The following is a 20,889-nucleotide window of genomic DNA, read 5'->3' on the forward strand; positions in this document are numbered from 1 at the left end:
TTTGCGCCAGCTTATTCGTAGGACGCCCGGCACAACATTCCGAAGAGCGGACCCTTACCTACCCGAGCTGAACCGGGACAGCCCCGCGTCGGCTGCGAATCCTTACGTAACGCAAACGCGGTACCAGCCGACTAAACCTCCATGAGGACCAGGACGCTTGTTCGGCTCGTTGTCTTGAGCTTTTCTTTCGCGTTCGTCGTCACCGCCGCAGCGGGGCCGGTCGTGGCCGCTGTGGCCTGCGTTGGGATGTTGATTTCCGCGCTGGCGATGGCACGAGAAGACGTGGCCCGGCGCGCCGCGGCAGCAGAAGCCGAGGCAGTCGCGGCGACGACAGAAGCCAAGGCGGCAGACGCAGTCGTTGCAGAAGCCGAGGCCGTGATAGCAGGGGCCCGTTTACGCCTGCGAGGGGAAGCCGCTTGGTGACCCCGGTGACTGTGTGCCATTCGCACTTGCCTAGCCTCGCGCCACGTCTGACACCGCGGATCGGCGCCGCGTCAGATTCGCCGCGCACTGCCGCGATCACAGCCCGACGGCACTTAACGGTCGCGCAAGTTTCGCAATTCCCCCCTAACTAACGGCTCGGACACTTACGCTCGAAGCGACGAGTCGGGCAGCGTCACCAAACAGCATCACCAAACCCGGAGGTTCGGGCGAGCATGTTGCCCCGCGGCGCATCTCACGGCCATGACAGCGTTCAACACTCAACTGTGGTAGCCGCCTCATGACTGCCCAGTCGCTGGGCCAGCACCTGTACGGAATTGCCGCACAGTTCCGGCAGCTGGCTTTCGGGCGGTGACGTCATGGATGCGGCCGGTTTCTTCTACGTTCTGTTTCTCGTTTTCTTTGTCGCTATCGGTGGAATCGTGCTTGCGGCGTGGGTCGTTCAGACGAGGGCCGGCAAGGCGAGGGCCGCCAAAGCAAGGACCCGACGCGCAGCGGCTACAAGAGCGGCCGCACGAGGCGCCGACGTGCGCCCTGGCGGACCCGAGACCGAGGTGGTCAAGAGCGACGCTTCCGCCCCGGCGCCGAATTCCGACGGGGTCGTGCCCACATACGAATTGGGAAGGCGAGGTAAGGCGGCGACGGTGACCGAACGTTCCAAGCTGTATTGGGACTTCTGGGAGCAGTTCCTCAACCGCGTAGGCACGGACCACCCCGCCTGGACAAAACGGAGAACACCGACACGTGCCGCGCGATACAACCTTCCTACCGGCATAAGCGCGGTTGCATACTCAACCGCATTCACCCACCGGGGTCTGGGCGTGCAGCTTTACTTCAGCAGTCGCGATTCCCGCGTCAATTCGGCCCGGTTCGGGGCGCTCCGTGCGATCAAGGATGAATTCGAGCGGGCCCTGGGCCAGGCCGCCCAGTGGGACGACAAGCCCGGTAAGAAGGCCGCCGCAATCTGCGTCACATCGCAGTTCGCCGATGTTGCGGACGTGGATCTGTGGCCCGCGATGCTCGATTGGGTGCTGGATCAGCAGGAGCGGTTCAGGCAGGCGGTTGAAGCGGTCGGTGGGCTTGGACGCCTCAAAGAGACGATGCCTGCCGTGCGCTTCGCGGAAGCCGGCTAACTGGAGGACCGCGGACTCCTGCCGCGACGCTGTGCGTCATCGCGGGCGTCATCCTGCTGCTTGCGTTGGGAGACGTTGTCATTGTCTTGGCCCCCGCGTTGGGCGCCGCGGCCATGACGACCGCGTGGTGGATTCCACAACGGCGTCGTCTGGCCCCGGACAAGATGATTTATTAACCCCACGTAGGCCGTGGCGGTGTGGCCTTCGATTTGTCCGCCGAGGACAAATGCACGGCGTGGACGCCCGGCTTCTTGGACAGCTGGTCCAAGAGGCTTTCCAGATGCGCCTTATCGGTGTGCCAGTGCTGAACCGCCTCGGGCGACTCTTGCAGTTCCGCCAAAACGGTCTTGAGCTTGTCCGGGGCCTCCCCCTCTTTGTGCGGCGAGCGGCGTCCCGAGCCTCGCAGGGCGCCGCCCGTCGCCCCGCGGGGCACGGCGCCGCCCAGGGCACCTCCGGCCAAACCTGCCAACGCCATCTCACCCGAGAAGCCGCTTGCGGCCGCCGCGACCGTCGGTGTGGCACCCGCGCCCGTGCACTGCAAGACAGTGGCGGCGAGTTTGACGGCAGGACTGGCTACGGCCCAGCTCGGCGGCACCGATAAGGCTCCTGCCAGGCCCGCACTGCCGACGCTTGCCGACACCGCGGCCCCACCCGCAGCTCCCACTGCCTGGCTGCTCGAACCGAGCGCCGCGAACAGTGGCCCCTCGAGCTCGACCGCTGTGTCGTTCCAGGTCCGCGCCGTTGCCACCAGGCCCAAACTGAGGCTGAGCAACGTGTCGTTCACCGGCCGAATGCCTTTGGTGACGAATTCGATGTTCGCGGCAATCCTCGCCAACGGCGTGGAATTCAGGTTGTTCAAAAACGATGCCAATGACGACGGATCCGCAGCCGGCGATGCCGCGGGCGACGCGAGGCCTTGCAGCGTTCGCGGCGTTGTCGACATCAGCTGCGACAAGGCCGACTGAGCGTTGGCCGGCGCGGCGCCGCCAGCGTGCGCGACCGCACCTGATTGGCTAACCGCCCCAACGGGATTCGTGGTTTGCGGCGCGGACTTGAACGGTGACATCCGCGCGGCCGTCGCCGACGAACCGGCGTACCCATACATGGCGGCCGCATCTTGCGCCCACATCTGCCCGTACTCCGCCTCGGTGGCAGCGATCGCGGCGGTGTTCTGCCCTAGTACGTTTGTGGCCACCAGTAACGCCAGCCGACTGCGGTTTTCCGCGATCGTCGGCGGTGGCACCGTCGCCAGGTAGGCGGCCTCATAGGCCGCCGCCGCCGCTCTGGCCTGGGCGGCGGCCTGCTCGGCCTGCGCAGCGGTGGCGCTCATCCACTCCACATACGGTGTCGCCGCGGCCGCCATCGCCACCGACGACGGACCCTGCCACCCGCTCGACAGGTTCGAGATCACCGACTCATACGACGCTGACGCAGCGCTCAGCTGAGCGGCCAACGCATCCCATGCCGACGCCGCGGCCAACATCGATCCCGCGCCGGGTCCCGCATACATCCGGACGGAGTTGATTTCCGGCGGTAAGATTCCAAAATCCATTGCTGCTCCTTAAGATTAGTGACCGCGGCTATTCCTGCGCGTCGTCCGCGTTGATGACAATGATCGTGGCAGTGGTCGCTGCCCGCCCGAATGCGTTGCCGCCGAAGGTGATGTCGCGGGCAGAACCGCCACCGGCAGCAGCGGCGCGCCCGGCCAGGCCGGAAGCGGCCATGTTGCCGAACAGCGACCCCTGCTCCCCCGCCGCAACCGCGGCCGGAGCACCGGCGAAACTGGCCTGCGGCATCACCGCGGCGACCGTCCGGATTTCCGGTGCCGCCGCTGCCCATCCCAGCGGCACCGACAGACGACCAACCACTCCGGCACGGCCTACACCCGCGGACATCCCGGTTCCGCCGGAGGGCGTCGAGTGCACCGTCCGCGTTTCGGAACCGAGGCCACCGCCCAGCGATCGCAGCGCCGATCGATCCCTGTCGAGTCGGTGACTCGCGCTGTTGAGATTCGCCACGTTCTGGGGCACCAGATAGTTCTCAACCCCCAGCAGATAGGGGCTGCCCCCAATGCCATACAACGAGACGGGCCCTAACGGACCGGTCAGGGCCGAGTTGAGTCCTAATAGTAGCGACGGCGGGTCGGCTGCGGCGGCGGTTGGGGTTGTGAGGGTTTGCAGGGATTGCGGAACAGCCGACATCAATTGCGGCAGCGCCGACTCCGTATTTGTGGCGATGCCGCCGGTGGCATGCGCGACGGTGGCGGCTTGTCCCGCCGTCCCGGCCGCGTTGGTGGTCTGCGGCGGCTGGCCGAATGGGGTCATCTGGCTAGCGGCCGCCGAGGAGCCCGCGTAGCCGTACATCGCCGCCGCATCCTGGGCCCACATCTCGGCGTACTCGGCCTCGGTGGCCATGATCGCCGGGGTGTTTTGACCGAGAAAGTTGGTAGCGACCAGAGCCATCAGCCGGGCGCGGTTGGCCGCAACGATCGGCGGCGGCACTGTCGCGGCGAATGCGGCCTCATAAGCGGATATTGCCGCTCGCGCCTGATTGGCGGTTTGCTCGGCCTGGGCAGCGGTCGCGCTCATCCACGCCGCATACGGCGCTGCTGCGGCCGACATCGCGGTCGACGAAGGACCGCGCCAGCCGCCGGTCAGGTTCGCGATCGACGACTCGTATGATGCTGCCGCGGTGTGCAATTGGGCGGCCAACGCATCCCACGCCGCGGCTGCTGCCAACATCGGGCCCGATCCGGGGCCGGCGTACATTCGCCCGGAGTTGACCTCCGGCGGTAAACCTCCGAAGTCCATTGCTACACCTCATAACTAACGGCACAGCGATCACGCCTGTGCAAGTTGCACACCGACCCGCCGTACCTATCTGCTGATCCGCTAAACGCCACTTCTGGTGCTCGCGTCGGGCACCACTGCGCCCGATCCATTTTTGTCATCCAGAGCTGCAATGCCGCTGGCTCACTCCCACTACGTGAGGAGCCAGGCCGAGCATGGCGACATTATTTGTTGTGACACACGGCGATCGATGAATGACGTTCCGTGACCAGATCCCGGCAGCAGGCTGCGGCTCGGGCAACCCTGCGCGACGCGTGACGTAGCTACGGCATTCTTCGGCCGTGGGTGATATGTCGACATCGTCGGAGTTGCTGCGCAACGCCGATCACGACGTCGACAGGTCGACGGTCGAGCCTAAGATCCCCTGTTGCGCCACGGACGATGCCGTCGGCGTTGCAGGTAGGACTCGACTCGGCGGTTGTGCCTATTCGCAATGATTTCGATTGCGTGCCAGCTATCTTCGCGTGTTTGCTCGGAGATGACTGTGGCGAGGCAGGGCCGGGCGCGCTCGAAATAACGGGCGGGCAGCGGGGTGTGATTCAGGCGGTGCAGGGTCACCCCAGAGGCACTCGCCGCAAACACTGGCGGTGAGCTCCCATCGAGAGACCTCATTGCGATGCTCCTGCTTGCACGGCCCTGTGCCGCAAACAATTTCCCCGCTTTACCAGTTGCTGACTGAACACGATCGTACTTTTCGTTGTGACGCCCTGTCCAGCTTACGTTCATCAACGGGTCCTACTATCGCGCACTCGCTCCCGCCGCCACCGCTAGCAACCCTCGCGCACGACGAACGGACCGGCCGGTTCCGTCGGCGCAGGGGCTCGCGGTGCCGAACATATCGACGCTTCGGCCGGGGTGCGGCGTCCTACCTCGGCGAGAGACTCGCAAGCCCCACATAGCCCGTGAAAGAGGACTAGCATCTATACCGTGCGTGCAAGGAAACAAACGTAGCGCCGGTCGCTTGGTCAAGGCATAGGACTTGCCGAGCCTGCGATGCGGAAGTCAGTCGCGATACTGATCGCCGTTGGGGCGGTGATGCTCAGCGGTGCTATCGCACGCGCTGAGGACCAGCCGGCACCCCCTCCGCCCGAGCCATCGTTCTACACGCCGAAGTGCCTGAGTTTCGACTCCAATCCGCCGGCGCACTGGAACTACCTGCCCTGCGGTTGGACGACGGACGGCAAACGATGGATTCCCCTGCCCCCGCCGTAGCCGCAAGAACCATCGCGGCCGACTCCTCGCGAAAAGCCTTTAGCTACTCCCGGGCTGGTTAGGAATATTCACCTCCCCGGCAACTAACGCCGCAGACGCCCGCATCCCCCCGGGCGTCTGCGAGCGAAAGCCGCCTTCCCCCTGACCTCGTCATCCGCCGGCGACGGCTCTACGGCAATACGGTGTGCATCAGCATCACGTCGTAGGCCGACCACAACGACAGGTTGAAGTACAGATCTCGTCCCGACGACCACGGATGAATCATTGGCGCATAGATGCCGCCGGGCATCTGGAACGACGACACCAGCGGTTGCTCGGGACTCCACGGCCCCTGCGGCGTCGGTGCGGTCCTTGCCACCACGTCGTTGCTGCCGCCATTGGTGTACAGCACCAGATACTGCTTGAGATAACTGTTGTACTGGGCCGACATTTCGCCAACCGGCCCCGGGAAAATCGGAGTCGCCGCGCCCGGGTTGTTCGCCACCCAATGGCCGCCGTTGTCGCCGTTCCAGTACTGGTACTTGGTCAGGTCGGGCAATTGATTCGGCGGGACGCGCGAGAGAAAAGCCGCGCCGCCGCGCCCAGACGGAGTGCCGAACTGGTAGAGGTAACCGTCGTTCCCCTTCAGGAACGCGCCCATCTGGAAGTTCTCATTTCCGGGCGTGAACCCCGCTCCGGGGATGGCATCCGGCGAGGCCGTACGAATGGTCGTCGGGAAGATTCCCCAGTTCTGGCCATTGTCATTGGACCTGGCGATCGCCGAGTAGTTCGTCGACCATTCGCCGTCCCGGCCCCACTGACGGATGGACATATAGCTCATGTACTGGGTTCTGCCCATGGACATCGCTGCGGTCGGAATGATGCCCGTCTCGTGCGCGGCCTTATGGATGGTGTTGACGACCTGCTTGGAAAGGCCGGGCGCCCACACCGGTGATCCCGAATACCTGTCGTTCGGCACACCATCGGCGATATGAATGCCTTTGGAAAGATCACGATCGTTGCTGCGGAACAGGGTGTTGTAGCGCCACTGCTGACCGTGCACCTTGCAATAACCGAAGGTGTCACCGAAGGCCATCAGTACCTGACGGTTCACGGGATCACCGTTGTCCCAAGCAATCCCAAGGTCGGTACCCGAGATGCTGAAGCGTTGCAGGGTCTTGTTAGGGCCGTTCGGTCCGGTCACCCAGTCGACGAGCGACGTCGGAGCACCCGCGATCGAAGGAGGCGGCGGTGCCTGCTCGGGCTGCGGTTGCGGCTGCGGCTGCGGAACAGGGACTGCGTTGGGGCGCAGCTGATTTGCGTTGGGAGGCAACGGGACGCCGGGCGCGGGCGGCGGATTGGGCCCGGGTGGCAGCACCTCGGCTTGCGGGTGCAGCGGCGCTGCGTACTGGCGGCCCGGAGCGGCCGGCTTGAGCAGAGACGAGATCAGCGGGCCGAGCCTCGGCAGCGGCGCCTGGTCGTTCGTGTGTGAGGGCCGACGCCCGGTCGGCGGTTGCACGACCGGCTGCGGCGCGGGCATGGCCGGGGGCGCGGCGGGAGGATCCACGTTCGCCTCGGGTGCCCCGCAGGGCGTGGCGCTGGCAGTTGGCGCGGGTCCCACCACGAGGACGAATCCGATAGCGGCCGCCGACGCCATCGATAGCGACACACTTCGCAGAAACGCCGACATGTAGCACCTTTCGAGGGGTAGGACACCGCATTGACGTCCCTTAGCTGGCTCATGTGACGATAGTGATCTGCGTGGCAAATGTGACCAGTGATGAGCTGATAGGTATCCATCCGTAACCGTGTCGCAACGCTGCACTGACGGCCCGTGCCGCCCCGGCAGACGATTAGCTGCCCATGCATATGAGCAGGTGGGATGCGTTACCAAGGTTGCCGCCGCTTGAAGTGGTAGCGGCTGCGTGGTCCCCCAAGAGGCACGACCAACGACCGTGCAACCGACTGACCTCCGAGCGTTGGCCGCCGTCGGCTTGTCGCTGCGCGGCGAAGACACCATCGCAGGCCCTCCGGCGTCGGCGCGGCCGCTGCCCGTGCCGAGTTAAGCGAGATCGGCACTTTGCTACACGGCCGCCAAAAGCGGCGAGGCGCGCCGCGCGGGGACGCATGGAAGGCGTTGTTCGACGCCCAGCGGCGACCCGAGCCGTTGATTCGCATTGGTACGAGCGCACCAGATTTCCGCGGCTCAGCCGAGCGCCGGCGCAAGCTCCCGAGAGCTCTATTGCACACGCGCAAAACGGGAATCGACAATCGCCCGCCGCGGTGTGACACGCAAATCAGATCGGGTCAACATGTTTGTCGACCCTCATCGAGGGAAATGATCCAACAGAGGCGAGTGCGTCGGCCGGCCTTCGCACTTGTCTAGGTCCCGTCGGTTCAGCCCGAGAGCCGACGGGGCCGCCCTCGTTGGACCCGTCTACCGATCCGCACCGGTCGGCATCGGGTCGCCGATAGGCGTGAACAACCCAGCCGTGCGGTAGTACGGTCGGCGTATGCATGACTCGGCCGGTGTGTGGATTCTCGGTGGTTATCAAAGCGATTTCGCTCGCAACCTCACCAAAGAAGGCCGCGATTTCGCCGCGCTGACCGCCGAGGTCGTCCACTCCACGCTCACCGCGGCCAGGGTTGCGGCGGCCGACATCGAGGTGGTGCACGTCGGCAACGCCTTCGGCGAGATGTTCGCGCGTCAGGGCCACCTCGGGGCAATGCCCGCTACCGTGTGCGACGGCCTCTGGGATACGCCGGCTTCGCGGCACGAGGCGGCGTGCGCCTCTGGCAGCGTGGCGGCGCTTTCGGCAATGGCCGATCTGCGATCGGGCGCCTACGATGCAGCGCTGGTGGTGGGAATCGAGTTGGAGAAGACGGTTCCCGGCGACACCGCCGCCCAGCATCTGGGTGCGGCCGCATGGACCGGGCACGAGGGAGCCGACGCCCGCTACCTGTGGCCGTCAATGTTTGCCGAGGTGGCAGACGAGTACGACCAGCGGTACGGCCTGAACGACGCGCACCTGCGTGCCATCGCGCAGCTGAACTTCGCCAACGCGCGGCGCAACCCCAACGCCCAAACCCGGGAATGGACCGTCCCCGACCCAATCGTCGACGATGACGCGAGCAATCCGATCACCGAAGGCCGGCTTCGCCGATTCGACTGCAGCCAAATGACCGACGGCGGCGCGGGATTGGTACTCGTCAATGACGCCTATCTGCGCGATCATCCCGATGCGCGCACGATCGCCCGGATCGACGGGTGGGGCCATCGCACCGTCGGGCTGGGTCTACGACAGAAACTGGATCGTGCTGACGGCGACCCCTATGTGCTTCCCCATGTGCGGGCGGCGGTACTCGACGCGTTGCGTCGCGCACAGTGCGGCCTCGACGACGTCGACGGATTCGAAGTGCATGACTGTTTCACTCCCAGCGAGTACCTGGCGATCGACCACATCGGGCTGACCGGCCCTGGCGAATCGTGGAAGGCGATCGAGAACGGTGAGATCGAGATGGGAGGCCGGCTGCCGATCAACCCGAGCGGGGGGCTGATCGGCGGCGGACATCCGGTCGGAGCCTCCGGCGTGCGGATGCTGCTTGACGCGGCCAAACAGGTCAGCGACGCCGCCGGGGAGTATCAGGTCGATGGCGCTAAGACCTTCGGCACCCTGAATTTCGGCGGCAGCACCGCCACCACAGTGAGTTTCGTCGTCAGCGGCACAAAGGCGTGTGACTATGGATGTTGAGATCGTCGGCAAGTTCCTCTCTACGCTGCCCGAGGACGACGAGCACCCGTATCGCACGGGACCGTGGCGCCCCCAGACCACCGAGTGGGACGCCGACGACCTCATCGCAGTCGAGGGTGAGATCCCCGGCGACCTGGACGGCGTCTACCTGCGCAACACCGAGAACCCCCTGCATCCGGCCTTGAAGACCTATCATCCGTTCGACGGCGACGGCATGGTGCATGTGGTCGGTTTCCGTGACGGAAAAGCCTTCTACCGCAACCGATTCATCCGCACCGATGGTTTCCTGGCCGAGAACGAGGCCGGCGAGCCGTTGTGGCCGGGTCTGGCCGAGCCCGTGCAACTGGCCCGCCGCGAGCGCGGGTGGGGCGCGCGTACCAAGATGAAGGATGCGTCGAGCACGGACGTGATCGTCCACCGCGGAATCGCGCTGACCAGTTTCTACCAGTGCGGCGACCTGTACCGAATCGACCCGTACTCGGCCGCCACGTTGGGCAAGGAGTCCTGGAATGGTGGCTTCCCGACAGAGTGGGGGGTGTCCGCACATCCCAAGGTAGACAACAGAACCGGTGAACTGCTGTTCTTCAACTACAGCAAGCAAGAGCCGTTCATGCATTACGGCGTCGTCGACGAGCGCAACGAGCTGGTGCACTATGTCGACATCCCGCTACCCGGACCGCGTCTCCCCCACGACATGGCGTTTACCGAAAACTACGCCATCCTCAACGATTTTCCACTGTTCTGGGATCCCCAGCTGCTCGAGCACGACGTGCACCTGCCGCGCTTCTATCCCGACATCCCGTCGCGGTTCGCGGTGATCCCGCGCCGTGGCGAGACCGGAGACATTCGCTGGTTCGAGGCCGATCCCACCTTCGTGCTGCACTTCACCAACGCCTACGAGGACGGTGACGAGGTCGTGCTCGACGGCTTCTTCGAAGGCGATCCGTCCCCGCTCGATACCGGAGGAACCAAGTGGGAGAAGCTGTTTCGCTTCCTCGCCCTCGATCGCCTGCAGGCTCGGCTGCACCGCTGGCGCTTCAACCTGGTCACCGGAGCGGTACGAGAAGAGCGGCTCTCGGAGTCCATCACCGAGTTCGGCACCATCAATCCCGGGTGCGCCGGCGCCGACTACCGCTACACCTATGCCGCGACCGGCAAGCCCGGCTGGTTCTTGTTCGACGGCCTGGTCAAACATGACCTGCGCACGGGAACCGAGGAGGGGTTCTCGTTCGGTGCGGGCGTCTACGGCAGCGAGACCGCGATGGCACCGCGCGTGGGCGCCACCGGTGAAGACGACGGCTATCTGGTCACCCTTACCACCGACATGAACACCGACGCCTCCCACTGCCTGGTCTTCGACGCCGCTCGGGTCGGTGACGGCCCCGTGTGCAAACTGCAACTGCCCGAACGCATTTCCAGCGGCACCCACGCTACCTGGGCGCCCGGCGCTCAACTGCGGCGCTGGAACACCGCGGAGTCGGCGGCCGGCGCGATTGGGCTGTAACGATGCCGCACCGCCGCCGGATGACGCACTGGCCTGCACAGCTGAGCTCGATCGGCGGCATGCGTTTCGCTCGACGGTCGCCGAATTTCGCTGAGACCGTGCGGTTTTACCGTGAGTTGGTTGGGCTGCCACTCTATGAGACGTTTGAGGGAAGCTTCGGCAGCAACGGCGCCATCTTCGGGCTGCCCAGCTGGAACCTGACACTGGAACTCGTCGAATCGTCCGAGCCCGTCGCCGTGGACCACCACGAACAGCTGTGCCTGTACTTCCCCGACAAGCGCGCGCAACAGGCCGCCCTGGCCCGCCTGCGCGACGCGGGCGTCGAACCCGTCGAACAGCACCCCTACTGGGAGGCCACGGGCGCCGTGACCTTCCGTGACCCGGATGGACGCGAAATAGTCTTCGCGCCCTTCGTATTCGGCGTCAACGAGCCCGACAACAGCGGCGCCTCGGGAAAGCACGAATTCCCGTCGGCCTGACGATTCAGCGGCCGGACCGGCCGGAAGCCAAGGCGGTGATGACGGCCACCAGCGAACACGCGACCGCGCAGACGGCGGCACCCGCTCCGACGTACAGCCCGTATTCGGCCGACACCGGCGGATTGACGTTGAGCTTGTAATACCAGCACGTCAGCGCCACGATCAGCGACGAAATCAGCAGTGCGGCAGCCGAAGCGAGCTTCACCGACAAACCACGACCCATCATCGCGCCGACCACCAACAGCGTCGAGGCCAACAGCACGATGAGCTGACCCGCGCCGAACCCCCGGGGCAGCTCCAGGTTGCCGTGGGCGCCGCCGATGGCGTTGGCCCAGCCCCCGCCGTTTACCCGCGTCCGCAGCCAAGGCAGCCATGCACTGGCCGACACCATGACGGCGAAAAGCGCCACCAGCCAACCGGGGCGCAGTCGGCGAGTCATGCTAGTGAGACTAACGGACGCCGGCGCCGGCTCACGTGAGCGAGCGTTCCGCTAGCGTGGCGCCGGTCGCCGGTGGCCACGCCGGCGTGACGCTCGCACGCGGGTGGTGCCCAACACCGGGTGCCCGAGGCGGGGCGCTAGGTCTGCAGCGAGGACAGATTGAAGACGGCACCCGTCGGATCGGCCGCCGCGGCCAGCCGTCCGTACGGTGTGTCCTCGGCGTCGCGCACCACCGTGCCGCCATTGTCGGCGATCACCCGCAGGGTCTTGTCGACGTCTTCGGCGCCGAAGAAGATCACCCAGTTCGACGGGATGTCTTCTGGCAGGGTTGCGGCACCGTCCATGACGCCGAGCAATGGCTCTTCACCGAAGCGCGCTGTGCTGTAACGGAATTCGTCAGTATCGGAGACAGCCTCGGTCTGCCAGCCAAAGACGTCGCCGTAGAAGGCAAGGGCCGCGCCGTAGCCGCGCGTGGTCAGCTGGTGCCACACCGGAGCGCCCGCCGCCCCGATGAGCTCGAAGCCGCGGTGGCCCAACGGCTGCCACAGCCCGAACACCGCCCCGGCGGGGTCGGTCGCCACGGCCATGTGACCCTTTGCGGGCACCTCCATCGCCATGCACACCGATCCACCGGCCGCGGTCACCGCGGCCAGCGTGGTGTCGATCTCGCGGGTGTGGAAGTAGGTGGCCCAGTGGTCGGGCGACCCGCTTTCTGGCCGGTTGGCCATGACCCCGGCCACCGGGTGGCCGTCCTTGGCCGCATTGACGTAGCCGCCGTACTCGGGTCCGGCGGACTCGAACGTCCAGCCGAAGACCGTGCCGTAAAAGTCCTGGGCGCGGGCGACGTCGGACGTGGTCAGATCGATCCAGCATGGAGCGCCTAGCGGGGCGCAGTCAGGGATGGGCACGGTGACCTCCTGGTGGTGTTCTGGCCCCGAAGGAAAGGGCTTCACACTGTAGACCGCCGTCGGGCCGGAAACTCATCGGCGGCGGCGATCAGCGACGAGCCCCACCGTCGCCATTCGTGCTCGGGTCGGCCCGGGTGAACACGGTGACGAAGTTCTCCAGCGATTGGTTGATGTCGCCCCGCAAGGCGGCGGCGACGATCATGCCGATGGGACCGAACAGCGCCGGCCCGCCCAGGTGTACGTCGAAGCTGACGATGGAGCCGTCGTCTTTTGGCGCGACCTTGGCCATCAGCTTGACCTTGACCCCGCCGACCCCGTCGCCGTTGAGCGTCATGCCCTCGGGCGGCTTGTAGCGCACGACCGTCCACTTGATCCGGTTGTACATCCCCTTGACCTCGACGATCGACTCGACGACCGTGCCCTTTTCTATCGCGTCGGGCAGGATGCTGCGCCACACCCGGTGAATGGTCAGCCAGTCCCTGTACCGGGACAGGTCAGAGGCGTGCTGCCAGGCCTCCTCCGGTGGCAGCGGGACATCGATGGATCCGGAAAGCTTGGCCATTGCTCAGTTCTGCTGGTCGCCGGTGTCCGGGGCGCCGGTGGCCTTCTTGGCCTGCTCCTGCACCTGGTGGATGGTGTCGGTGTACTTGCCCTGCGTCTTCTCGTCGACGAACTCGCCGGCCTTGTCGATCGCCATCTCGACCTTGTCGGCGTTCTGCGACAACAGGTCCTTCGCCTTGTCCAGGAAACCCATGCGCTCCTCCCTTTTCCCGGCATCGTACTTGGTCCGCGACAACCCACTGCGGGGTGAGTTCGGCGCGCTCAGCGCCACAACCGCGGCTGCACGCCCAACACCTTGGCGCGAATCCACCACGTGGCCTCGATAGCTGCGGCGCCCAGCACACCGACGCCCAGCGCGGTCGACGTCACCGCGACATTGGACGGGTCGAGCAGGAACGCCTTGCGCGCCAACGGCAGGCTGAAAATCACGACATAGGCCACGCCCGAAGCGATTACCAGCGCCACCCGCCACCACTGGTACGGCCGCGCCACCACCGCCAGCACCCACAGCGCCGTCATCAGCAAGGTGATCAGGGCGGCAGTGGACGCCTGATCCTGTTGCTGGAAGCTGGCGTGACGACCGTGATACGCCAGCAGGTAGGAGGCGAACGTCGCGCTGCCGACGATCAATCCGGAGGGCAGTGCCGATGAGACGACCCGGCGCACGAAGCCCGGGTGCGCGCGTTCGTTGTTGGGCGCCAGCGACAGGATGAACGACGGTATGCCGATGGTGAACCAAGCCGCGATGGTGACGTGGATGGGCTGGAACGGATATAGCAACGGGTCGGCCTTGAGTGGTTTGGCCAGCAGGCATTCGATGCCCACCAAGAAGGCCAGCAGGACCGAGTACACCGTTTTGGTCAAGAAAAGGTTAGCGACGCGTTCGATGTTGCCGATCACCCGCCTGCCCTCGCCGACGACGTAAGGCAGCGTCTCGAATCTGTTGTCCAGCAGCACGATCTGCGCGACGGCGCGCGCTGCCGGACTGCCGGATCCCATCGCGACGCCGATGTCGGCGTCCTTGAGGGCCAGCACGTCGTTGACGCCATCGCCGGTCATCGCGACAGTGTGTCCGTGTGTTTGCAGGGCGTGCACCATGGCCCGTTTCTGGTCCGGCCGTACCCTGCCGAAGGTGGTGTGAGTGTCCAGCGCGTCCGCCAATTGTGCGGTTTCCGAGGGCAATTGACGCGCGTCCATCGTCTCGCCGCGCAGCCCCAGCGTGCCGGCGACGGCGCCGACCGAGACCGCGTTGTCCCCGGACAACACCTTGACCGAAACGCCTTGTTCAGCAAAGTAATCCAGCGTCTTGCCCGCGTCCGGGCGCACCTTCTGTTCGAGGACCACCAGCGCAACCGGGGTGACGCGGCCCGGCGCGTCGGGGTCGTCGACGGCGACATCACCGGCGCCGACCAGTAGCACCCGTAGCCCCTGCGCCCCGATCCGCTCGGCCTGTACAGCCACGTCCGACGACGGCTCGAGCAACACGTCCGGAGCCCCCATCACCCAGTTGCCGTGGTCTTGGAAAGAGACACCGCTCCATTTGGTGGTCGACTTGAAAGGTGCCGTCGCCGTGGCGGTCCAACTGGGGGGCTGGTGATAGGTCTCGGCGATGGCCCGCATGCTCGCGTTCGGACGCGGATCGGCGGCGGCCAACGAGGCGAGCACGTCGCCGATCGGTTCCCGCTGCGCCGATTGGTCGAGCTCGTCTACGCTCGCGACCCGCATACCGCTCTCGGTCAAGGTGCCCGTCTTGTCCGCGCACACCACGTCGACGCGCGCGAGTCCCTCGATGGCGGGCAGCTCCTGCACCAGGCACCGGCGCTGACCGAGCCGCACCACCCCGACCGCGAATGCGACCGAGGTCAACAACACCAGCCCTTCGGGGACCATCGGCACCAGCGCGCCGACCGTGCGCAGCACGGCCTCCCGCCAGTCCGCGCGCGTGGTGAACAACTGGGTGTAGACGGTCAGCAGTCCAGCCGGCACCAACAGGTAGGTGATGAACTGCAGGATGCGGTTAATCCCATTGCGCAGTTCGGATTTCACCAACGTGAACTTGCTGGCCTCCTCGGCGAGCCTGGCCGCGTAGGCGGCCGGCCCGACCTTGGTGGCGCGGTAGGCACCGCTGCCCGCGACGACGAAGCTGCCTGACATCACCGAGTCACCGACGGCTTTGGCGACCGGGTCGGCCTCCCCGGTCAACAGCGACTCGTCGACCTCCAAGCTCGCCTCCTCGACGACCTCCCCGTCCACGACGACCTGATCGCCGGGGCCCACCTCGATGATGTCGTCGATCACCACTTCACCGGGCGGCACGGCCTTGGTCCCGGATTGCCTGCGCACCAGGGGTTTCGCCTGCCCGACGATGGCGAGCCTGTCCAGCGTCTGCTTCGCGCGGATTTCTTGAACCATGCCGACGACACTGTTGGCGATGATCAACAGCCCGAACATGCCGTTGATCACCGAGCCCGTCGCGACCACGATCAGCAGCAATACTCCGAGGATCGCGTTGATCCGAGTGAACACGTTGGCCCGGACGATCTCGGTGATGCTGCGAGTGGCGCGCTGCCGCATCGCGTTGCTTTTGCCGTCCGCCACCCGCTGCGCGACTTCGGCGTCGGTCAGGCCCGAGGCGTGAGTCATCGCGTGAAGGTTCCCAGCTTGTTCGAGTCGTAATACTCCAAGTTCAGCGTATGGTCGCCGAAAACAGCTTTGGAAACCGTTCCGGGTGGTGCGTTTTCGTCGGTCAGCGCAAAGGTGAAGGTGTCGCCGTCCCAGTGGGCGAGGGTGGTCGTCCGGTTTTTCGGACCCATCTGCAGTTGCAGCGCGCCGTCGTGTTGGGTCACGACCGCCGGCCCCCAGTAGTCGCTCACATAGCTGCCGGCGTAGTCACCGAGCGGTCGGGCCGGGGCGGGGTTGACCGGGGGTTGCTTTCCGACCAGTGAGCCGACCGGGTTGTTCAACCAGCCGATCGCCTTCTTGTACAGCGGTCCCCAGTCCTCACGGATCCGACCGTACTGAACGAGGTCCATGAACTCGGCGGTGAGCGTTTCCGGGATGCCGTAGGGCGCGGCGTTGGTCAGCGCGACAATGCCCAAATCCTCCGACGGCAGCACCACGAAATTTGTGGCCGCGCCCAAATCGAAAGCGCCGGAATGGCTGAACTCGGTGCGGCCCGACGAGTCGACCGAGGAGTTGAAGCCGTATCCGTAGAATCCGGTGCGCGCCTGCGGCGTCGTGGCGGGCGACGACACCATTTGCGGGCTGATGGCGGGCAGCAGTGCTTCCGGCGACGTGATCCGGCGGCCGTTGTAGGTTCCGTTGCCCAGCAACATCAATAGCCAGCGCGCCATGTCGTTTACCGATGAACTCACGCCGCCCGCCGGCGACTGGGTGTCCGGGTCGCGCTGGAAGCGGGCCTGCCACTTGTCACCGACTTTGATGTGGTTGACCGCATGGTTGGGCCTGGCGATGAAGTCGGCGAACCGCGAACTGGTCGAAGCCATTCCCAGCGGGCGGTAGAGCACCTCGTCGGAGAGGTCCTCCCATGGCTTGCCCGCCGCGGCCGCCACCGCCTCGGCACCGGCAGTGATCCCATAGTTGGTGTAGGCGTAGCTGATTCGGAACGAATCCAGCGGCAGGTACTTGAGCCGCTCCAGGATTTGCCGGCGGTCATAGCCGAGGTCTTCGAGCTTGTCACCGGCATGGTCTGGCAAGCCGGAGCGATGCGCGTACAGGTCGCCGACGGTCACGTGGCTGGTGACGTAGGGATCGTTCAGCGTAAACCACGGCAGCTTGGCCGCGACGGGTGTGTCCCACGCGAGCACGTTGTCGCTGACCTCGTGCGCGACTACCGTCGCGCCCACCGATTTGGACACAGAAGCCAACTGGAAGACGGTGTCGGCGTCCACCTTGTTGTCCTTGCCCTGCCCCTTGCTCTCGTCTTTGACGCCGAAGCCTTTGGCGTACAACACCTTCCCGCTGTGCACGACGGCTACCGCCATCCCGGGAATGCCGGTGCCTTTCATCAGGTCGTTGATCAACCCGTCCAGCTTGGCGACGGCCTCGTCAATGCGGCCGGCGGGGATCGTCACGCCGGCGACCTCGTTGGGCGGGGTGTCGGACAGTGTGGAGGGCTGCCCCGCCGTCGGCTGTACGGAGTCGCACCCCGTCAACCCGAGCAACGCCGCGGTGAGGACGGCCGCGGCCGCGCGATTGGTCATCCGCGAACCCTAACGCGGTGACGATGGGCGCCGCGTGGATCTACAGCCGCCACCAGGCATCGGATTTCTCCGGTGCCGCGGGATCGATGCGTTGACCCGGCGCCGGCACCGCCACCTGCACCCGCTCCGGCGCGGCGGCGGCGAGCAGCCGCTCAACCGGTTCAGCCCACGGGTGCGGGGCCAATCGGAAGGTGCCCCAATGGATCGGCACCAGCAGTCCGCCATCGGTGACGTCGAGGTGCGCGCGCACCGCCTCCTCGGGGTTCATGTGGACATCGGGCCACGCCGTGTTGTAGGCCCCGATCGGCAGCAGCGTCAGGTCGAACGGCCCGTGATCGGCGCCGATCTGCTCGAAGCTCTTCGAGTAGCCGGTGTCGCCGCCGAAGTACGCCCGATGCGCCGGGCCGACGAACGCCCAGGACGCCCACAGCGTCGTATTGCGGTCCAGAAAGCGTCCCGAGAAGTGCCGCGCCGGCACGCACACCACGGCCAGCTCGTCGACTTTGGCGCTCTGATGCCAGTCGAGCTCGACGATGCGCTGATCGGGTATCCCCCACCGCCGCAGGTGGGCCCCGATGCCAAGCGGCACGAAGAACGGTGCCCGCTGAGTGCGGGCCAGCGCCCTGACCGTGTCGATGTCGAGGTGGTCGTAATGATCGTGGCTGATCACCACCGCGTCGACGGCGGGCAGCGCCTCGAGTTGGATCGGCGGCGGATGCAGCCGCTGCGGGCCGACGACGTCCGACGGCGAACACCGGTCGCTCCATACGGGATCGGTGAGTACCCGGTAACCGTCGATCTCCAGCAGCGCCGTGGAATGACCGAACCAGCTCACAGCCAGCCGGCTCGGGTCGGCGTCGAGCATCCCCGGCGACGCCAGCGGGATCGGCCCCTTCGGCTTGCTCGCGCCCCGGTTGCCGATCAGCTCCCACGCGATGAGCCGCAGTTGCTCGCGGTCCATCTTGGTCTCGGAGGCGGGCTCGAGGTTGACGAAGACGCCGTTGCGGTAGTGCGGCGACCCGGCTGTCACCGCGGCGATCGAGGCTGGATGGGCGCCGAGCGCGTCCGGCGCGCCGTGCAGCGCTCGCATCAGCCAACCGCCCGCCGCCAGCGACGCCGTGCCGGCGACCAGCCGTAGCGTCCCCCGCATGTTTGTCACGCCCCCTGGAACTTCGGTGGCCGCTTCTCGATGCGGGCGACCTGGGCTTCGACGACGTCTTGGCTGCTCCAGGCTTTGTCGAAGAGTTCCTTGTGCACCGGATCGGCCTCTTCGATGGCGCCGTCGTCGTTGAGCACCCGCTTGGCGTGCTGGATCGCCAGCGGCGCCAGCCCGGCGATCTCGGCGGCCCAGGCCTGCGCGTCGGCCAGTGTCCCGATGCGATTGGCCATCCCGGTCTGCAGCGCCACGTCGGCGGTCAGCCTCTCCGCCGTGAGCAGCATCGCCCGAGCCCGGCCGTGACCGACGAGGGACGACAGCCGCCGGATGCTCCAGTTATCCAGCGCCAGGCCATATTTCGAGGTCGGGAATTGGAAGAACGCGTCGGGTGCGACGACCCGCAGATCGCATTGCATGGCCAACTGCAGGCCCGCGCCGATGGCCGGGCCGTTGATGGCCCCGATCACCGGGATCAATGTGGCATCGAGCACCCTGTGCAGCTCGACGAGCCGGTCGGGGTAGTCGGCCGCGAAGGCGTCACCGCTGAGATCTGCGCCGGCACAGAACGCCGTCCCCTGCCCCGTCAGCACGATCGCGCGGGTGGAGCCGTCTCCGGCCTTCAGCACGGCCTCGCGCAGCTCCTCGACCAGCTCAGAGTTCAACGCGTTGCGGCGCTCGGGGCGCTGCAGCTCGATGGTCATAACGGCCTCGGCCCGGGTAACACCGATCATGGCAGCCACCCTATATAGCCTCGTCACGTGAGTCGTATTACGGCTGCTCAACTCCGCGATGCCGTGCTGGACGAAAATTCCTTCATCCGCTGGGACGGTGAACCGCTCAAGGTGCCGGTCAGCGAGTCCTACGCCCGAGAGCTCGCCGACGCCCGCACCGCGACGGGCCTGGACGAATCGGTGGTCACCGGCGAAGGCCACGTCTTCGGGCGCCGAGTCGCGGTGGTGGTCTGCGAGTTCGGCTTCCTGGGCGGGTCGATCGGGGTTGCCGCGGCCGAGCGGATCACCGCCGCGGTGCAGCGGGCGACGTCCGAGGGGCTGCCGCTGCTGGCGTCGCCGAGTTCCGGCGGCACCCGCATGCAAGAGGGAACGGTCGCGTTTCTGCAGATGGTGAAGATCGCCGCGGCCGTGCGGCTGCACAGACGAGCACACCTGCCCTATCTGGTCTATCTGCGCAATCCGACCACCGGCGGGGTGTTCGCGTCCTGGGGCTCGCTGGGCCATGTGACGGTCGCCGAGCCGGGCGCGCTGATCGGCTTCCTGGGCCCGCGCGTGTACCAGCTCCTCTACGGCGAACCCTTCCCCGAGGGCGTGCAGACCGCGGAAAACCTTCAGCGGCACGGCGTGATCGATGGCGTCGTTCCGCTCGATGAGCTGCGCCGCATGCTGGACCGTGCCATGACCGTCATGGCCGACGCTCCTGAGCAGCTGCCCGCGCCGGCGCCACCCGAACCGACGCCCGACGTCTCGGCGTGGGACTCGGTGGTGGCGTCGCGGCGGCCCGACCGGCCGGGGGTTGGGCTGTTGCTGCGGCACGGCGCCACGCATCGGGTGATGCTGTCGGGGACCGGTCAGGGAGAGGCGGCGACCACGTTGTTGGCGTTGGCTCGGTTCGCCGGCCAGCCCGTGGTGGTGCTTGGCCAGCAGCGGCTGACGGGCGGCTTGGTGGGCCCGGCGTCACTGCGCGAAGCCCGGCGTGGCATGGCGCTGGCCGCCGAGTTGCGTCTGCCGTTGGTGCTGGCGATCGACACCGCGGGGCCGGCGCTGTCGGCCGAAGCCGAACAGGGCGGGCTCGCCGGGCAGATCGCGCAATGCCTGGCCGAGTTGGTGACGCTGGATACCCCGACGGTGTCGGTGCTGTTGGGCCAGGGCAGCGGTGGCCCGGCTTTGGCGATGGTGCCCGCCGATCGGGTGCTCGCCGCATTGCACGGGTGGCTGGCTCCGCTACCACCGGAGGGCGCGAGCGCGATCGTCTTCCGCGACACCGAGCACGCCGCCGAACTCGCTGCGGCACAAGGAATCCGATCTGCCGACCTGTTGAAGTCGGGAATCGTCGACGCCGTCGTCCCGGAGTATCCCGACGCGGCCGACGAGCCGGTCGAGTTCGCGCAGCGATTGTCGCGGGCCATCGCCGCCGAGGTGCACGCGCTGCGCGAGCTCCCCTCCGCCGAGCGGCTGGCCGCCCGGCTGCGGCGCTACCGCAACATCGGTCTGCCCGAATTCCGTCGCGACACGTAAGCCA

General features: G+C 66.5%; 18 protein-coding genes. 7 read left to right on the top strand and 11 right to left on the bottom strand.

The window, feature by feature from the left end:
• Positions 1 to 174 precede the first annotated feature (174 nt).
• Together A5686_RS01745 and A5686_RS01750 are read left to right on the top strand one after the other, a co-directional pair.
• Positions 175 to 423 carry a hypothetical protein gene (locus tag A5686_RS01745; RefSeq protein ID WP_156749892.1) on the top strand — a complete coding sequence of 83 codons (249 nt, stop codon included), beginning with the start codon at positions 175 to 177 and terminating at the stop codon, positions 421 to 423.
• Between the two features lie 545 nt (positions 424 to 968).
• Positions 969 to 1,574, top strand: coding sequence for a DUF4268 domain-containing protein (locus A5686_RS01750; protein WP_197520445.1), 606 nt, complete (start codon positions 969 to 971; stop codon positions 1,572 to 1,574).
• A 172-nt stretch (positions 1,575 to 1,746) separates the two neighbouring features.
• Here the strand turns inward: A5686_RS01750 and A5686_RS01755 are convergent, their stop codons facing one another.
• The gene (locus tag A5686_RS01755; RefSeq protein ID WP_067930175.1) at positions 1,747 to 3,126 is read right to left on the bottom strand and encodes a PPE family protein; all 1,380 of its coding nucleotides are present in this window, start codon (positions 3,124 to 3,126) and stop codon (positions 1,747 to 1,749) included.
• 28 nt (positions 3,127 to 3,154) lie between these two features.
• On the bottom strand, positions 3,155 to 4,384 hold the full coding sequence (locus A5686_RS01760; RefSeq protein WP_082947417.1) for a PPE family protein: 1,230 nt from the start codon (positions 4,382 to 4,384) through the stop codon (positions 3,155 to 3,157).
• A gap of 1,032 nt (positions 4,385 to 5,416) precedes the next feature.
• Here A5686_RS01760 and A5686_RS26305 point away from each other — a divergent pair.
• A complete protein-coding gene (locus tag A5686_RS26305; RefSeq protein ID WP_082947419.1) occupies positions 5,417 to 5,635 on the top strand; it encodes a hypothetical protein in 219 nt (72 codons plus the stop codon).
• 169 nt (positions 5,636 to 5,804) lie between these two features.
• Here the strand turns inward: A5686_RS26305 and A5686_RS01765 are convergent, their stop codons facing one another.
• Entirely contained in the window at positions 5,805 to 7,304 is a 1,500-nt protein-coding gene (locus tag A5686_RS01765) for a DUF4185 domain-containing protein (RefSeq protein WP_067930176.1), read from the bottom strand.
• An 823-nt stretch (positions 7,305 to 8,127) separates the two neighbouring features.
• Here A5686_RS01765 and A5686_RS01770 point away from each other — a divergent pair.
• The 3 genes from A5686_RS01770 to A5686_RS01780 are packed head-to-tail and all read left to right on the top strand — an operon-like array spanning position 8,128 to position 11,349.
• Positions 8,128 to 9,366, top strand: coding sequence for an acetyl-CoA acetyltransferase (locus A5686_RS01770; RefSeq protein WP_067930177.1), 1,239 nt, complete (start codon positions 8,128 to 8,130; stop codon positions 9,364 to 9,366).
• Entirely contained in the window at positions 9,356 to 10,870 is a 1,515-nt protein-coding gene (locus A5686_RS01775) for a carotenoid oxygenase family protein (RefSeq protein WP_067930178.1), read from the top strand. Before A5686_RS01770 ends, A5686_RS01775 begins: the two co-directional genes overlap by 11 nt.
• 2 nt (positions 10,871 to 10,872) lie before the next feature.
• Positions 10,873 to 11,349: a VOC family protein gene (locus tag A5686_RS01780; RefSeq protein WP_067930180.1), complete on the top strand. Its 477-nt coding sequence runs from the start codon at positions 10,873 to 10,875 to the stop codon at positions 11,347 to 11,349.
• A 4-nt stretch (positions 11,350 to 11,353) separates the two neighbouring features.
• Here the strand turns inward: A5686_RS01780 and A5686_RS01785 are convergent, their stop codons facing one another.
• The 8 genes from A5686_RS01785 to A5686_RS01820 all read right to left on the bottom strand — a co-directional run bounded on the left by A5686_RS01785 (position 11,354) and on the right by A5686_RS01820 (position 19,367).
• Positions 11,354 to 11,788, bottom strand: a complete 435-nt coding sequence (locus A5686_RS01785; protein WP_067930182.1) for a hypothetical protein — start codon at positions 11,786 to 11,788, stop codon at positions 11,354 to 11,356.
• A gap of 137 nt (positions 11,789 to 11,925) precedes the next feature.
• A complete protein-coding gene (locus A5686_RS01790) occupies positions 11,926 to 12,696 on the bottom strand; it encodes a VOC family protein (RefSeq protein WP_067930346.1) in 771 nt (256 codons plus the stop codon).
• An 88-nt stretch (positions 12,697 to 12,784) separates the two neighbouring features.
• A complete protein-coding gene (locus A5686_RS01795; RefSeq protein ID WP_067930185.1) occupies positions 12,785 to 13,258 on the bottom strand; it encodes an SRPBCC family protein in 474 nt (157 codons plus the stop codon).
• Positions 13,259 to 13,261: 3 nt separating this feature from the next.
• Positions 13,262 to 13,450, bottom strand: coding sequence for an antitoxin (locus A5686_RS01800; protein WP_067930187.1), 189 nt, complete (start codon positions 13,448 to 13,450; stop codon positions 13,262 to 13,264).
• 68 nt (positions 13,451 to 13,518) lie between these two features.
• On the bottom strand, positions 13,519 to 15,900 hold the full coding sequence (locus A5686_RS01805; RefSeq protein WP_067930192.1) for a cation-translocating P-type ATPase: 2,382 nt from the start codon (positions 15,898 to 15,900) through the stop codon (positions 13,519 to 13,521).
• Entirely contained in the window at positions 15,897 to 17,480 is a 1,584-nt protein-coding gene (locus A5686_RS01810; RefSeq protein ID WP_067930194.1) for a serine hydrolase, read from the bottom strand. The genes A5686_RS01805 and A5686_RS01810 overlap by 4 nt, the downstream gene beginning before the upstream one ends.
• Positions 17,481 to 17,520: 40 nt before the next feature.
• A complete protein-coding gene (locus tag A5686_RS01815; protein ID WP_067930349.1) occupies positions 17,521 to 18,630 on the bottom strand; it encodes an MBL fold metallo-hydrolase in 1,110 nt (369 codons plus the stop codon).
• Positions 18,631 to 18,635: 5 nt separating this feature from the next.
• Entirely contained in the window at positions 18,636 to 19,367 is a 732-nt protein-coding gene (locus tag A5686_RS01820; protein ID WP_067930196.1) for an enoyl-CoA hydratase, read from the bottom strand.
• Between the two features lie 27 nt (positions 19,368 to 19,394).
• On the opposite strand from A5686_RS01820, the gene A5686_RS01825 reads away from it, so the two are divergent.
• The gene (locus A5686_RS01825; protein WP_067930198.1) at positions 19,395 to 20,885 is read left to right on the top strand and encodes a carboxyl transferase domain-containing protein; all 1,491 of its coding nucleotides are present in this window, start codon (positions 19,395 to 19,397) and stop codon (positions 20,883 to 20,885) included.
• Positions 20,886 to 20,889: the final 4 nt, after the last annotated feature.

This window comes from Mycobacterium sp. E2479, assembly GCF_001667925.1.
Taxonomy (GTDB): Bacteria; Actinomycetota; Actinomycetes; order Mycobacteriales; family Mycobacteriaceae; genus Mycobacterium.